Below are 15,189 nucleotides of genomic sequence, written 5' to 3' on the forward strand. Positions count from 1 at the left end.
CCTTATGTTATGGCTAAGTCTGGTCTTTTGGGAACAGTACAAGTCTCTACATAAACAAGCAACCAAACATCTTTTCATACTTCAACTTACCCTGCAAAAAGCCGCCCTAATGGGCGTCTACATAACTTCAACCTTTAGTTGACTAACTTGTCGGATCTGTTAATAATTGTGACACACACCCTTTAGGATAAAATACCCCACCTGATACTGATTAGGTAGGGTAATTTAAATATGGTTTTAGATTTTGTCGTTGGTTATTGGTCATTTGTCAATTGTTCTTTGTTGAAATTCAATGACGATTGACCCTTGACTATTATGCTGAACGGCATCCTAAATCCGCTGTTGTGGGGGTGTTGTATGGATGGGAAGACTTGTCATAGCTGAGTTTGATTTCTTCCAATGCTTGCAGCAAATCTTCACGGCCACGAAAACCTTCCAAACGACGTCTGACAATACCGTTTTCGATCAACAGTAAAGTTGGTAGTGATTTGAGCCGATATCTGGTAGACAACTTAAAATTGTCGTCGGCATTTATATCAACCAATTTGATTTTCTCGTTGCATTGAGCTTTGAATTGCAACAGTAATGGGTGTATGATGCGGCACAAACCACACCAAGGAGCTTCAAAATTTACTAAAACAGGAATAGGGGATTCTAAAACTTCTTGAGTAAATGTCCGCTCACTAACCGACAACACCATGATGCCTCTAATACTATAGGGTTTTTATATCTAACTTGCTATCAGCACAAGGGTAGCGTAAGCTCAGTAACTGCTGATAGATGCCCTGGTAGGCATAAAAGAAGGTACGCAATCTTTCCAGCCTTGATTTTGGTGAGTTTGCTGCTGGCAAATAAGCTAATGTAGCATTCACAGTGGCATTTAGGGGTCTGGAACTCCAACGGCTGCCTCTGTTGGGGAGGGAAAGTTAGTAGGCCAGAAGCTACAACGCTTTGCTTGGGGATTCCCACAGTAGTGGGTTTGGAGAGGATAGTAGTGTACCATGAGCAGCACTAATTTGGGGGTTTGCCCAGTTGTAGCAACTGCGTAGACCCCGCACCCAACCTCTGCCTCTCTTACACAGTAAGGCGTTTCCGTAAGGGTAAGAGTAAGCATAGGGGCGTTTTCCCGCTTTTGCAACCTGTCCGTAGGGAAAACCTCTAACGCACTGGCTCTGTTCGATATCACTTAACTTCCAATAATGACTATTGACCAGCAACTAGAAGGACAAAATCTCAAATTAATTTAACCCACCCCCTCCACTGAACAGCTATTTCCATTCATCCTACATTGATTTGGTAATAAACAGATGAGCCTAAATCCTTATCGGTTCTCTATCTTGTGCTGTTGTAAATAGGGTTTGAGTCCAGACTACCATTGTACCTTACTAGTCGCCACCAATAAAAGTGGATGCGACCACCACAATAGCAGCACAAATATAGCAACTCCAATATAAGCAGGACGAAGGAATTCTTGCCACCGTAGAGATTGACGTCCATCTAAAATCGCTGCAAAGGGAATAATGCTAGTGCGCTGTTTTACTGCCATAAAAGCCTCGCCATAACGCCAACCAAGACGGCGATCGCCATGCCATACCCCAAAGGCGTGATGTAAAATCAAACCCAAAGAAGTAACTAGAGTAAAAGTTGTACCTAACCACAGAGTATGAGCAATACACCAAATTATCTGTCCGACCATTTGGGGATGGCGAGTAATGCGAATAATTCCTGTTTCATAGAGGTGGACTTGGGGCTTTTGAATGGCAGCAATTTCTAGTAGATTGAAAGTAGCAGGATACAAAAATAAAAAAGAAATTGCCGACAGTACCCAAACCAATGGTTTGATCCAAGGTATACTTTGGACTTGCCAAAGTTGTAAACCATCATAACGATGGTTAAAAAAGTAAATAATCAAAGTAACAGCCAAAGGTAAACTGACTAAGGCAAAGATAATCCGGTAAACTCGTGGGCCAATATATTTTTCTGCCCAAGGTCGCAAGGCGGCTCCGCCGCTATGAGCAATTGCAAAACCAAATTGTAATCCCAACATTATAAAATGACTGGGGGTCAACCACGGTGGCAGCATCATAATACACAGGTGAAGTAATTTAAAGAAAACTTAATTCAGTACAATCAATACCACAAAGTATTCAAAGGGGGACTTAAGTCAAGATGTTGTGTTAATGTCTTTTTCGGATAAAGTCTCCGATTTTAATATTCAACAATTAATGTCCAGCCAGAATACTATGAATCGCTGGTTTTTTGCTAATGCTGCTCCTTTCTTGTCTGTGGGTTGAGCCTTATGTCTGACCTTCCATTCACACTAGATCAGTTACGGATTCTGAAAGCGATCGCACAAGAAGGGAGCTTCAAGCGCGCCGCTGATAGTCTCTATGTTTCCCAACCTGCCGTAAGTTTGCAAGTGCAAAACTTAGAACGGCAATTAGATGTTCCCTTATTTGACCGTGGAGGACGTCGTGCTCAATTAACCGAAGCAGGACATTTACTCCTCAATTACGGAGAAAAAATCCTCAGTCTGTGTCAGGAAACCTGTCGCGCTATTGAGGATTTACAAAATCTCCAAGGCGGTACATTAATTGTTGGTGCTTCCCAAACTACCGGCACTTATCTTTTGCCCCGGATGATTGGGTTGTTCCGACAAAAATATCCTGATGTGGCAGTACAATTACACGTCCACTCTACCCGCCGCACTGCTTGGAGTGTAGTCAACGGACAAGTTGATTTGGCAATAATCGGTGGTGAAATTCCCGCGGAATTGGCGGAATCTTTAGAAATTATTCCTTACTCAGAGGATGAATTGGCACTGATTTTACCTGTATTCCATCCTTTTAGCAAACTGGAAACCATCCAAAAAGAAGACTTATATAAATTACAATTCATTGCCCTTGATTCTCAATCAACAATCCGTAAAGTCATAGACCAAGTGTTAGCACGTCATGATATTGATACACGGCGTTTAAAAGTAGAAATGGAACTCAATTCGATTGAAGCAATTAAAAATGCTGTGCAATCCGGTTTGGGAGCGGCTTTTGTTTCTACTTCCGCCATTGCTAAAGAATTGCAAATGGACGTGTTACATTGCGCTCCCATTGAGGGTGTTGTTGTCAAGCGGACACTGTGGTTGATTTTTAATCCCAATCGCTATAGATCCAAGGCCGCAGAAGCTTTCAGCCGGGAAATTTTACCCCAGTTTGCTGCACCTGGATGGAATATCGATGTGTTAAAATCATCACAAAATCATCGGAGCTTAGCTATCAATACCACACTGGAATTAGACACATCCCACTCAGATGAAAGTTAAGATTTAGTCATCTGTCATTAGTCATTTGTGCTTTGTCATTTGTCATTTGTGAAGAAGCTAATGACCGATGGCTAGTGCCCAATGACTAATGACTATTAACAAAAATGGAAATTTACTGCACTCGTCCCGGTTGTCCTCGCCCACGCAACTATTTTTCAGATTTAGATGACCATTCCATTTTAAGAACCGTGCAGCAAAAATACTGTACAGCTTGTGGAATGCCTCTAATTCTGGTTGGGCGATACTTACCGACAAAATTACTGGGACGAGGCGGTTTTGGAGCAGCGTTTTTAGCCTGCGATCGCTATACTCCAGGAATGCGCCAGTGCGTGGTTAAGCAATTCCAACCAGCAGGTAATCTCAGTGAAACTCAACTAAAGTTAGCACAAGATTTATTTGAGAGAGAAGCCATAGTTTTGGAAGAGATCGGCACTCAACACGAGCAAATACCTGACTTGTTTGCTTATTTTCCTATTATAGTTTCTAGCTTTTCTCAACCGGGACAACAAGAGCAATTTTTTTATCTTGTTCAAGAATATATTGATGGACAGAACCTAGAAGAAGAACTAAATCACAAAGGTCAATTCTCTGAACAAGAAGTATTAGATATGCTGCAAGATATTCTCAAAATCTTGCAGTTTGTCCATAACAAGGGCATCATTCACCGAGATATTAAACCCTCCAATATTATGCGCCATCGTAACGGTAAGCTTTACCTATTAGATTTTGGCGCTGTTAAGCAGGTAGCAAACACACCCCCTGGAGGAGTTGGTTCTTCTACTGGCATTTTTTCTCTGGGTTTTGCACCACTCGAACAAATGTCTGGTGGACAAGTCTTTCCGTCCACAGACTTATATGCACTGGCTGTGACAGCTGTAATGCTATTAACAGGCGAAAAGGACGTAACCAAGCTACTTGATGTTTATAGTAACCAGTGGAAATGGCAAGAGCGTGTTTCTGTCAGTCCTTTAGTGGCTAATACTCTCGATAGAATGCTTTTACCTGCTGCTAATCAACGCTTCCAGTCAGCACAAGAAGTTTTAGATGCTCTTAACTTAAATGTTCAGCCTGTAATACCCACCCAAATCAAGTCGCAACCACAGCCTACGCCTACTCAACCTGCACAGCAAATACCATTGTCTACTTTAGAGTTATTGATGGGGGCTGGATTCAGCGGTTTTGAAGGCGGATTGATTGCGATCGCTTTATATAGTGTGCTTCGTTCTCCAAATATTACTTTTGTTGCTTGTGCTGTAATACTGGCAATATTAATTTTTGGGCAAAAGCAGCGCTGGATTGAAAAAACCGAGATGTTAGTCTTAGCAGCAGCTACATGGGGAGTGATATTTTTTTTTCCTGTGTTGCGGGCTGGTTTAAGTATTAAGCAAGTAATTATTTTATCTGTGGCTGCGGGTTTAGTCGCGATCGCTGTTACAGCTTTATTCCGTCTGATTTATAAACTATTAACTCTATTTTTTTCCAATTAACATCTAATGTGAATTAAAACTATGGCAATAATCTTGTTTTTCATCGTAGACGCGCTTTGCGCGGCTTCCGTAAGGTACACAGTGCAAGGCGATGAACACAGATAGATTATCGCCTTGCACTGTGTTCCATGAGTGTTCGTTAATCAAAACCAAACTCTGGACAATTGCTAAAAAATCTTATATTGCTTCTTCAATTTAGACTAGACGTAAGTAACTATACAAAGGAATTGATGCAAATTTTATTTACATTCATATCTGTTATAATTTTGACCGATATAATTTTATTGAAATTTATAAATTTCTAACTTTTTATTTTCTATGTCCCCAAAAAAACGAAACTGCTGTTCTATTCCTAGCTTTATTAATTACTGTGGGACTGGTGGGTGGTGGACCATGGTTTTTAAAAGAAAACATCTGGCTACAGAACTCTCAAGAAGGTGGCAATTCAATACAACCTAAAAACAAGCTAATTACTAGTTTAGAAGCAGCCCTCAAGTTGAATAAAAATGACCCAGAGACGTTAATCTTTCTAAATAATGCTCGCATAGTAACGGCTAAAAATTATACGATTGTTGCGAGCGTACCACTAGGAACCGATCCCAATGGTTCTTTAGAAATTTTACGCGGAATTGCCCAAGCTCAACATGAAATTAATGCTGGGGAGGAGTTAAGGGAGTACCACTGAAAGTAGGGATAGCAAACGACGACAATAAAAGAAATTCCAGTGGCAATTGATGGTATTGCGATCGCAGTAAATACCCATCTCAAAGTTCCTGATTTAAGTGTTGCCCAAATCAAAGATATATACACTGGTAAGATTTCCAGCCGCTTGGAAAAAGAAAGCTGGATTTATCAGAATAAGATAATTTATTTTTTTTGATTGTTGATTGGTGTTGGGCTAAATTTACTCTTCTACTAACTATCAACAGCTAAACTTTTAATTTGTTGGTTGTGGGTGTTGTTTTTTGTTGGAAATAACCAATAACTAACTACTAACAATAGGTAAATTACTATGTCACAAAAAAATGAAACGCCAATTCTAATATTATCTTTATTAATAACTGCTGGGCTAATTGGTGGCGGCTTTTGGTGGTTTACCAGAAAAAATAGCTTTAACTTGAATCAAGTTACCACACCTCAACCGATTAATTCTACTAGTCCTAATGTTACTCAGCCAGAATCAAGTGGTAATAACTTTGCCTCTATTCAAAGTGTCCCCACAGGATTATTCAACTATGGAGGTAGTACTTCTTGGGCACCGATTCGACTCACAGTCGATTCGGCAATTCAAGCAGCACGACCAGAATTTCGTCTGCGTTATGTAGAACCCAGTAGTGGTACTCCTGGTTCTGGTACGGGCATTCAGGCGCTAATTGACGGTCAACTTGCATTTGCCCAATCATCCCGGCCAATCTTAGACGAGGAGTTAAATCGTGCCAAGCAGCGCGGGTTTGCTCTGCAACAAATTGCTGTAGCAATTGATGGCTTAGCAGTAGCAGTAAATCCTAATATTAATATTCCAGGACTAACAGTAGACCAATTAAGGTCTATTTACACAGGCAAAATCACGAATTGGAACCAGGTGGGTGGCCCTAATATCCCTATAAAGCCATACTCGCGTCGCATCAGTGATGGTGGGACTGTAGAACTATTTGTCCAAGACATCTTGAGTGGTCAAGCTTTTAGCTCCAATGTGGAGTTTGTTTCCACAACCACCCAAGCCTTACAAAAAGTGGCTGGTAGTATTGGTGGCATATACTACGCTTCTGCCCCAGAAGTTGTTCCCCAATGTTCAATTAAACCCTTGCCTTTGGGGCGAATGCAAGGGCAGTATATTGCTCCTTACCAAGAACCACTTGTCCTCCCTTCTGAGTGTCCTGGTAAACGAAATAAATTGAACATTGAGGCTTTCCAATCTGGAAAGTACCCAATTACCCGAAATCTGTTTGTGGTGGTCAAACAGAATAACCAAATTGAGCAGCAAGCGGGTGTCGCTTATGCCAACTTGCTACTGACCAAGCAGGGACAGGAATTGATTTCCCAAGCTGGGTTTGTCAAAATTCGTTGACATTTGTCATAAGACTAAAAAGTGACAGATTGCCAATAGACACCCCTATGAACCTCTATAAACATGCAAGAAATCATTGGGGGATGATTTTTATGAGATTTTACGCCTTCCCGTAAGGATAGCGGTGGTGGGCGCTATTCCTGATGGTAGGCGACTTCTCGTCTCAAAATTTGGCAAATGTGCTTTAGCCGGCTCTATTAATCGACTCTGCTGGCAAGCAAATCAAATTATCTCCCTGGGTGAGGATTAAGCCACGTTGACGCAACTTACCCATCAAACGGGTGACGGTAACACGAGTAGAACCAATAGCACTGCCAATTTGGGCATGAGTGAGAGGGAAAGGTAGGCAATAGCCACGAATCACTTCAGGATCTGTTTCACTCGTTGCCGGCTCTCCATATTCCTCAATCAACAATGTGAGGAATCCTAAGAGTCGGTCAATAGTGCGGCGTTGTCCTAAGGCACTCAGCCACAGCAATTTGCGCTGGTGCTGATATCTAAAAAGATCCATGATTTCGCGGCGGAAGTGAGGCCAGTTATCTAAATCGTGCCAATACATCCACAACACTGCTGTTTGGTCAACGTGGGCATAAGCCTGGAGTGTGAATGGTGACTGGGCAACAATTTCAAACGGGTTTCCCGCGCCAACAAATCCTAAGAAGGCTTCTTCTGGGGTTCTGTTAATACGTCGAGACGTTAGCTGATTTGCTGTTGCACTCACTTGGGCGGTTCCTACCATGCGGATAGCACCCCTTTGCACCAAATACAGCAATCCAGGACGGGCTGGAATGCGCTCATCTTTGCTAAAGGTGCGGCAGCGGTAGTGTTCTTGAGCCCAATCAAGAATTCGTTGCCAAGTTAAGAAAGGCCGTGATGCCTCAGAAAAGGAGGATGGAGATTGCATAGGTAACAAAGAGCGTTCGGCTGAAGACAAAGACGTCATAACAAGGTGCAAGGAGTGTCTTCTTGTTGGCAGGTCAGGCTTAACACCTAACAGTGCCAGCCATGTAAAGAGAGGAATTTGAGTTCCTACTCTTTTGTTATACTACCTACTGTACAATGATGGTAGTAAAATTTACTCAGTTTCAAAAAAAATTTGCATAATTCTAATTTTTCTTTGCTTAAATTAAAGTTCTGTCTTAAGACAGATGACACAAAATCAATAGTTTTAATAAAGGAGCCTTTTATCAGTAAAATATGTGCATAAAATGCTACTAGTAAGTAAATACACGGCAATTAAACAGTTAGTACACAGTTATTTTATAATCGCTTTAAGTATTTATACGTATTATTCAAAAATAGAAACCCTAGCAAATAAAAAAATTCCTCTATCTAAAGGTAGAAATAGTAATCAAGTTTTTTACATCACAGGGTTAGCATTACAGCTATCAAAATATGAGAAAATTCCAGCGATGGAGATTGCTGAAGCGATCGCTTCTCATTTATCGGCAAACTCCGCTGGAGTTTTTAGTATTCAGATAGTTCCACCTGGTTGGATTCATCTAGAATTGGCACACCCTGTTTTGGCTAGCTGGTTGCAGAGGCTGGTTGAAGGACGGGGGAATAGTGTGGTTCAAGAACGCGGGGTAACGGAGAACAAGGAAGACAAGGAGGAATTGGTTACTGTATTATTCTCCTCACACTCCCCATCACCCCAATCCCCACTCCCTAATCACCTATTTCCAATTCAATATGCTCATGCACGCTGTTGTTCCCTTGTGCGGCTAGGTGAACGAGAGGGATTAATTACCTCTGAGGGCGCTATACCTTGGCTGAACAAACAACAAGAACTACATTTTCATCACCCAAGTGAGTTGTGTTTGCTAAGTGAGTTAGTACAAGTAGTTGATGAATTAGAGTGTTCTGACTCCAGTGATTCGGTGAAATGGCAAAAGCTAGCGCTTGGTTTAAGTCGATTGTTTGACGACTTCTGGCGCGACTGTCAGATTTGGGGTGAGGTAAAAGTCAAGTCACCAGAAATAGCTTTAGCTAGACTGGGATTGGTTATGGCCACTCAATCGGTTTTAAGAACACTGTTAGAAGAAAAGCTTGGTATTTTGGCTGTTTTGGAATTGTGAGGAAATCTTCATTTAACGAGGTAGAAAGATGAGGGTTTAATGAAAGAAACCAAAACTTTTGTAACAAGTATTGACTGCTCTAATCACCCAAGATATATTAGCTGGTGTGTGAGGAGCGAACCAGCAAGGGTGCCGAGACGAAACACGGCCAGTCGTCGGCGCCCTTTCTGATTTTTTATAAATTGTTGATCGATGGTTGTTGACTGTTGGTCGTTTCAAACAACAAACAACTACTGTGATAGCAACAACTTTTCGATTGCCACTGCTGCTCCATCTTGCTCAACACTGGGAGCTATCCAGTTGGCGATCGCTTGCACTTGTGATGGGGCGTTACCCATAGCGACACCAATACCAGCATACTCTAGCATTTCTAAATCATTAAAGTTATCGCCAATAGTCATGACGTTATTAGGTTGTAGTCCTAGCAGTTCTTCAGCAAGGTAACGCACAGCCACACCTTTATTAGCAAAAGGATTAGTCGCTTCAAAAAATGTGGCAACGGATTTTGTCAAATACAACTCAGCAGGGGTGTATTGACGGCTTAAAGAACCGAGTAAATTATCAATAATGTCTGTGTCATCGCACAAAGCTAGTATTTTTGTAGGTTCATAAGTGGTTAAAACTTGGCGTAAGTCACCGACTGCAATAGGTTTAATCCCAGAACGTTCTGCATAAAGTTGAGTTTCGGTTGTGATTTCGCGGACGTAGAGTTGATCGTTGATGTAAAAATGAACAGATAAAAGCGATCGCAATTCTGGTTGTTCAAAATAGTCTAATAGCTGCTGAGCCATTTCCCTGGAAACAGGTAAATGTTGGTAAATTTGTTCAGAGACTGGGTCTTGTATCCAGGCTCCTTGATAAGCTATTAAAGGTAGAGTAGAGCCAATGTCTTGATGGAAGCGCAAAGCAGAACGGAACATCCTACCAGTGGCGATCGCGACTTTAATTCCTTGTGCTTTTGCCGCAGTAATTGCTTCTTTGACAGGTTCGCTGATATTGTTAGATTCGCCGGCGATAGTTCCATCTATATCTAGAACCAGCAGTTTAATTTCTTTTGTAGCCATACCCGCAACAGCAGCTGATTCTATTTGAGTAGCAGATGCTTCGTGCATAATTTGATGATCAATATACTTTAAAGTCCCAGTTCGAGGTTATCAGTCTCTGGTTAAGAAATCACCTGAAATCCTCCTCCTGGTCAGATAAAGCAACCAAAGCTGCTGGCTAAAATATGTGTATGTCCCAAAAAACACCCTCTAATTCAACCGCAACACGTCCCACCTTCATTTTAATAGATGGACACTCCTTGGCATTTCGTTCTTACTTCGCCTTCGCCAGAGGAAGAGACGGCGGACTGCGAACCAAAACAGGAATTCCTACCAGCGTCTGTTTTGGCTTTTTAAAGTGTCTGCTAGAAGTGATGACAGAACAACAGCCACAAGCGATTGCAGTAGCTTTTGATTTAGGTTTACCCACATTCCGCCACGAAGCAGATGATACTTATAAAGCCGATCGCCCAGGTACACCAGAGGATTTTGTTCCGGATTTGAAAAACTTACATCAGTTGCTGGATGCATTCAATCTCAAAATTCTTACCGCCCCTGGTTACGAAGCGGATGATGTGCTGGGAACCTTAGCACAAAAGGCTAGTGCTGCGGGGTATCAAGTCAAGATTCTCACAGGCGATCGCGATTTATTTCAACTCATTGATCCTAAAAAAGAAATTAGCGTTTTATATTTTAGTCCAGATGCACTCAAACGTGCCACAAATACAAATGGTATCAGCGAATTTGGAGAGGCAGAAGTTAAAGAAAAACTAGGAATATTACCATCCCAAGTGATTGATTTTAAAGCTCTTTGTGGTGATAAATCAGATAATATTCCCGGTGTCAAAGGAATAGGTGAAAAAACAGCAGTCCAGTTGCTAAATACCTATGGTTCTCTTGAGCAAATTTATGCATCATTAAGTGAAATCAAAGGCGCAACTCAGAAAAAATTAGAAGCTGGTAAAGAAGACGCGGAAAAATCTCGATACTTAGCAGCGATCGTCCTTGATGTTCCCCTCAATGTTGATCTAGAAGATTGTAAATTAAAAGGCTTTGATAGTAGCGTTCTGACACCTATTTTAGAAAACTTAGAATTTAAAACTTTTTTAGGTAAAATTAACCAACTCCAGCAAAAGTTTGGTGGTACTGTTGCAGAAACTTCAGCTACAGACACAGAAGGTAGAAATGCGAAAAATCACGTCTCCACAGAAGATGAAGATTTGTGGTTTTTCAGCGCAACAGATACAGAACAAATTCAACAGCAAAAAAATACTTCTACAATTCAACCACGTATTATTGATACAGAAGCCAAACTGACTGAGTTAGTGAAGATATTACAAGAATTTACTAACCCCAATTTACCCGTAGCTTGGGATACTGAAACCAACGACTTAGAACCACGAGATGCGGAATTAGTAGGAATTGGTTGTTGCTGGGGAACAAACCCAAATGAAATAGCTTACATTCCCTTGAATCATCAAAATGGGAAAAATTTAAATAAAGAAATTGCACTACAAGCCCTACGCCCTATTTTGGAAAGTGCTAGCTATCCTAAGACTTTCCAAAATGCTAAATTTGATCGCTTAGTTTTCAAGTGCCAAGGAATTAATTTAACTGGGGTAGTCTTTGATCCCATGTTAGCAAGTTATGTCCTCAACCCTGATAGTAGTCATAATTTGAGCGACTTAGCTCAAAAACATTTAGGGTTAATAATTCAAAATTATCTAGATTTAGTTCCCAAAGGTAAAACTATCGCTGATATTGAAATTCCTCAAGTAGCTGACTATTGTGGTTTGCAAGTTTGGGCTACGTTCCAACTCGTGACAAAATTGCGTACGGAACTGGAGAAAATACCAACTTTATATCGGCTACTAGTGGAAGTGGAACAACCCCTAGAACCTGTTTTGGCAGAAATGGAATACAACGGTATTCACATCGATACAGCTTATTTAAAAGAACTTTCACAACAATTAGAAACAGATTTAGCAAAACTGGAACAACAAGCTTACGAAATAGCTGGAGAAAAGTTTAGTTTGGGTTCTCCCAAACAACTAAGTCAAATCTTATTTGAAAAATTAGGGTTAAGTACTAAACATTCTCGCAAAATTCAAACAGGATATTCTACAGACGCAGCTACCTTAGAAAGATTACGAGAGGTAGATACAACTGGCATAATTGATGCCATCATTGAATATCGGACATTAGCAAAATTAAAATCTACTTACGTAGATGCTTTACCAGCCTTGGTACGTGCAGATACAAAGCGAGTTCATACCGATTTTAATCAAACAGCGACATCAACAGGAAGGCTATCTTCTTCTAATCCAAATTTACAGAATATCCCAATTCGGACTGCCTTTAGTCGGCAAATTCGTAAGGCATTTCTACCAGAATCTGGTTGGTTAATGGTTGCTGCTGATTACTCCCAAATTGAGTTAAGAATTCTCACTCATTTGAGTCAAGAACCAGTACTAGTAGAAGCTTATCAAAACAACGAAGATATTCACACCGTGACCGCAAGACTGATGTTTGAAAAACAAGATATTACATCAGATGAAAGGCGGGTGGCGAAAACAATTAACTTTGGCGTGATCTATGGAATGGGTTCGTTGAAATTTTCCCGTTCAACAGGTGTAGATCGAAACTTGGCGAACGAATTTATCAAGCGATTTAACAAACGTTATCCGAAAATATTTGAATATTTAGAGGGATTAAAAAAACAAGCGATCGCTCAAGGTTATGTCGAAACAATTCTCGGTAGGCGTCGTTATTTTGAGTTTACCACCAATAGCCTACGTCAATTAAAAGGCAGCAATCCGGAAGATATTGATTTAAGTAAGCTGAAAAATTTAGGTAATTACGACACTGGTTTATTACGTTCTGCTGCAAATGCCCCAATTCAAGGTTCTAGCGCTGATATTATCAAAATTGCGATGGTGAGGCTGCATGAAATTTTGCAAAATTACCAAGCACGATTATTGCTACAAGTTCACGACGAATTAGTATTTGAGGTTCCTCCGCAAGAATGGGAAGAATTACAAATGCAAATTAAGTCGACGATGGAAAATGCAGTGCAATTAAGTGTCCCCTTAGTAGTAGATGTACGTGCTGGTGAAAATTGGATGGAAACGAAGTAATAAGTGGCTGTCTAGAAAATAGAAAAACAGGAATCAACAGCCAACCCATAATCTATCGGTGTTCATCTGTGTACTATGAGCCTTGAACTTCAGTTCAAGGTCTACTCAGGGCGAGGTGCAACAATCTGTGTACTCTACAGCAAGACCGACTCGATATAAAACTCTTGATTTTTCTGGATTATCCCTGAAGCGTGATGAAACGCACCAAGCTAAAAAAAGACATACCTTTAGATAGTTGTCTTGTCAGAATCCTTCCTTCTTGGGGAATTGAGATTATTAGCTAGAAAAACAGAAAAATATACTTTAGGAAAGTTGTTGTTAGTACCTAAAGACTATAAGGTAAATGTCATTGGTTAATAGGGTTGAGACATTTTATTGGCTGTGTCGCTTTGCGTTAAATGCAGTGTTTTGAAACGCAAAGTAGCCGCAGAAGGGTTAAGAATTATTAACCTTTAATATACTTATCTTTAATAATTCATGAATAGCTTGGAAAATAATAATTTTTGGTCTAGACTAAATAATTTTGTTTTAGTCAGATTTTTACTTTTGGTTGCTTCTGGGTGGGCAATTGTAATGCTTTTGGCTTATTTTGAACCAGTGATTGTAATTTTTACTTTTGCTGCTATATTAGCTTTTTTGCTAAGTTATCCTGTCAAATGGCTAAAACGTTTTTTGCCCCATAGTTTAGCAGTAATTGTAATTTTTTTGCTGAGTATTGTGATTATTGGTAGTCTCACAATTACTGTTGGCTTAACTGTTGTATCCCAAGGACAACAATTAATTGATAGCCTCACAGATTTTCTCAACTCATTAGTACCTTTATTAGAGCGAATAGAATCACTTTTCCGTTCACGCAATATTCAGCTAGATTTAACTGTTATTGAAGAAGAAATCCGCGTCCAAGCTATATCTAGCCTTGTTGCTAGCTTGGTTATTTTACAAACTTTTTTAACTAATTTTGTGACTTTTATATTAATCGCAGTTATTGCTTTTTTTATGCTCCTAGATGGGGGAAAATTGTGGTATTTAATTCTCAAACTATTACCAAAGCACCGCCGTAACAGATTTAATAATATAGTGAAACGCAATTTTTTAGGATTTTTTCAAGGTCAATTGATATTAACTTTATTTCTGACTAGTTCTACTTTTATTGCATTCTTGTTATTAAAAGTTCCCTTTGCTTTAATATTGTCAGTAATAGTCGGTTTACTAGACATTATTCCTGGTATCGGTGCAACCTTAGGAATTGGCACAATCACTTTGATTATATTATCTCAAGGTGTTTGGTTGGCTCTCAAGGTATTGGTAGTTTGCATTATACTTCAGCAAATACAAGATAATCTGATTGCACCTAGAATTATGCAAGGTGCGCTAAATCTTAATCCTGTAGTGGTATTTTTTGCTTTACTAGTAGGTGCAAGAGTAGCTGGTTTATTAGGAATTTTTATTGCAATTCCTATTGCGGGAGTTATAGTTTCTATGTTTGAAATTGATGAAATGAAGTCAGAAGTTTAGTTGATTATGAGTGTTAACACATTTAGCTTTTGAATATTTATATTCATAAAGTACTGACTAGAAACTAATCTAAACTATGGAATTTTGTGTAAATTTTATTTAATATAGTAAAAAGATCCTTTAACTAATGACTAATGACTAATCCAAATTTAAGAGCAGAATTAACAGAAAACTTAGATGAGGCGGAGTGGGATTGGCTAATTCCCCACGCGCAAAGAGATGCAGTAATTGTGGTAGCAGTAGGATTAGATATATTGGATGTAGGTGTAGCTATTGCTAGTGATAATGTTTTAGAAGTCCAAAACTGGATTGATGAAGCATTGATTGCTAAACCATCTTTAGAGCAATTAGGTGAATGGAATAGCGATCGCACTAAGCGGTTTAATACTTTAATAGTCCAACCATTTGTATTAGTGCAAGAAAAATTGGCTGCATAAATCTAGTGCTAGAACTAAAGTTCAAGGCTAATAGCTAAAGTCTACTTTAGTAGACTGAAAGATTTTATATTCAAATTTTGAGCAGGTTAGCACAGCTAGTTGTGC

At 39.9% G+C, this 15,189-nt stretch carries 13 protein-coding genes; 9 read left to right on the forward strand and 4 right to left on the reverse strand.

All coding sequences use genetic code 11. The features are described from left to right. Nucleotides 1–313 precede the first annotated feature (313 nt). Both UYK_RS0109885 and UYK_RS0109890 read right to left on the reverse strand, forming a co-directional pair. Nucleotides 314–700, reverse strand: a complete 387-nt coding sequence (locus tag UYK_RS0109885) for a thioredoxin family protein (RefSeq protein ID WP_009455798.1) — start codon at nt 698–700, stop codon at nt 314–316. A gap of 669 nt (nt 701–1,369) precedes the next feature. Then, a complete protein-coding gene (locus tag UYK_RS0109890; RefSeq protein ID WP_009455797.1) occupies nt 1,370–2,086 on the reverse strand; it encodes an NnrU family protein in 717 nt (238 codons plus the stop codon). Nucleotides 2,087–2,299: 213 nt separating this feature from the next. On the opposite strand from UYK_RS0109890, the gene UYK_RS0109895 reads away from it, so the two are divergent. The 5 genes from UYK_RS0109895 (at nt 2,300) to UYK_RS0109915 (ending at nt 6,874) form a co-directional block, all read left to right on the forward strand. Further along, the gene (locus tag UYK_RS0109895) at nt 2,300–3,319 is read left to right on the forward strand and encodes a LysR family transcriptional regulator (RefSeq protein ID WP_009455796.1); all 1,020 of its coding nucleotides are present in this window, start codon (nt 2,300–2,302) and stop codon (nt 3,317–3,319) included. A gap of 104 nt (nt 3,320–3,423) precedes the next feature. Next, entirely contained in the window at nt 3,424–4,806 is a 1,383-nt protein-coding gene (locus UYK_RS0109900) for a serine/threonine-protein kinase (RefSeq protein WP_009455795.1), read from the forward strand. A 379-nt stretch (nt 4,807–5,185) separates the two neighbouring features. Next, nucleotides 5,186–5,491, forward strand: coding sequence for a hypothetical protein (locus UYK_RS0109905; RefSeq protein ID WP_235182317.1), 306 nt, complete (start codon nt 5,186–5,188; stop codon nt 5,489–5,491). Nucleotides 5,492–5,530: 39 nt separating this feature from the next. Then, nucleotides 5,531–5,686 (forward strand): hypothetical protein, encoded by a 156-nt coding sequence (locus UYK_RS26055; protein WP_016871335.1) that lies wholly within the window; start codon nt 5,531–5,533, stop codon nt 5,684–5,686. Between the two features lie 132 nt (nt 5,687–5,818). Then, the gene (locus UYK_RS0109915) at nt 5,819–6,874 is read left to right on the forward strand and encodes a PstS family phosphate ABC transporter substrate-binding protein (protein WP_016871336.1); all 1,056 of its coding nucleotides are present in this window, start codon (nt 5,819–5,821) and stop codon (nt 6,872–6,874) included. Between the two features lie 184 nt (nt 6,875–7,058). On the opposite strand, the gene UYK_RS0109920 is transcribed toward UYK_RS0109915, so the two are convergent. Further along, nucleotides 7,059–7,817 (reverse strand): Crp/Fnr family transcriptional regulator, encoded by a 759-nt coding sequence (locus tag UYK_RS0109920; RefSeq protein ID WP_009455792.1) that lies wholly within the window; start codon nt 7,815–7,817, stop codon nt 7,059–7,061. Between the two features lie 265 nt (nt 7,818–8,082). Between UYK_RS0109920 and UYK_RS0109925 the strand changes: the two genes are divergently transcribed. Further along, the gene (locus UYK_RS0109925; protein ID WP_009455791.1) at nt 8,083–8,952 is read left to right on the forward strand and encodes a DALR anticodon-binding domain-containing protein; all 870 of its coding nucleotides are present in this window, start codon (nt 8,083–8,085) and stop codon (nt 8,950–8,952) included. 230 nt (nt 8,953–9,182) lie between these two features. On the opposite strand, the gene UYK_RS0109930 is transcribed toward UYK_RS0109925, so the two are convergent. After that, nucleotides 9,183–10,064, reverse strand: coding sequence for a Cof-type HAD-IIB family hydrolase (locus UYK_RS0109930; protein WP_009455790.1), 882 nt, complete (start codon nt 10,062–10,064; stop codon nt 9,183–9,185). Nucleotides 10,065–10,186: 122 nt separating this feature from the next. Here UYK_RS0109930 and polA point away from each other — a divergent pair, with 122 nt between their 5' ends. From polA to UYK_RS0109945, 3 genes are all read left to right on the forward strand, one after another. Further along, complete coding sequence (gene polA, locus UYK_RS0109935; RefSeq protein WP_016871337.1) at nt 10,187–13,132, forward strand: DNA polymerase I; 2,946 nt, start codon at nt 10,187–10,189, stop codon at nt 13,130–13,132. 477 nt (nt 13,133–13,609) lie between these two features. Then, nucleotides 13,610–14,647 carry an AI-2E family transporter gene (locus UYK_RS0109940; protein ID WP_009455788.1) on the forward strand — a complete coding sequence of 346 codons (1,038 nt, stop codon included), beginning with the start codon at nt 13,610–13,612 and terminating at the stop codon, nt 14,645–14,647. Nucleotides 14,648–14,781: 134 nt separating this feature from the next. Beyond that, the gene (locus UYK_RS0109945; RefSeq protein ID WP_009455787.1) at nt 14,782–15,084 is read left to right on the forward strand and encodes a DUF2288 domain-containing protein; all 303 of its coding nucleotides are present in this window, start codon (nt 14,782–14,784) and stop codon (nt 15,082–15,084) included. Nucleotides 15,085–15,189: the final 105 nt, after the last annotated feature.

Source organism: Fischerella thermalis PCC 7521, from assembly GCF_000317225.1.
In the GTDB taxonomy this organism is placed as follows: Bacteria; Cyanobacteriota; Cyanobacteriia; order Cyanobacteriales; family Nostocaceae; genus Fischerella; species Fischerella thermalis.

Coding starts and splice junctions, on each gene's coding strand:
- UYK_RS0109920 (WP_009455792.1), bottom strand. CDS start 7,817: ATGACGTCTTTGTCTTCAGCCGAACGCTCTTTGTTACCTATGCAATCT.
- UYK_RS0109930 (WP_009455790.1), bottom strand. CDS start 10,064: ATGCACGAAGCATCTGCTACTCAAATAGAATCAGCTGCTGTTGCGGGT.
- UYK_RS0109940 (WP_009455788.1), top strand. CDS start 13,610: ATGAATAGCTTGGAAAATAATAATTTTTGGTCTAGACTAAATAATTTT.
- UYK_RS0109900 (WP_009455795.1), top strand. CDS start 3,424: ATGGAAATTTACTGCACTCGTCCCGGTTGTCCTCGCCCACGCAACTAT.
- polA (WP_016871337.1), top strand. CDS start 10,187: ATGTCCCAAAAAACACCCTCTAATTCAACCGCAACACGTCCCACCTTC.
- UYK_RS0109945 (WP_009455787.1), top strand. CDS start 14,782: ATGACTAATCCAAATTTAAGAGCAGAATTAACAGAAAACTTAGATGAG.
- UYK_RS0109885 (WP_009455798.1), bottom strand. CDS start 700: ATGGTGTTGTCGGTTAGTGAGCGGACATTTACTCAAGAAGTTTTAGAA.
- UYK_RS0109895 (WP_009455796.1), top strand. CDS start 2,300: ATGTCTGACCTTCCATTCACACTAGATCAGTTACGGATTCTGAAAGCG.
- UYK_RS0109890 (WP_009455797.1), bottom strand. CDS start 2,086: ATGATGCTGCCACCGTGGTTGACCCCCAGTCATTTTATAATGTTGGGA.
- UYK_RS0109925 (WP_009455791.1), top strand. CDS start 8,083: ATGCTACTAGTAAGTAAATACACGGCAATTAAACAGTTAGTACACAGT.
- UYK_RS0109915 (WP_016871336.1), top strand. CDS start 5,819: ATGTCACAAAAAAATGAAACGCCAATTCTAATATTATCTTTATTAATA.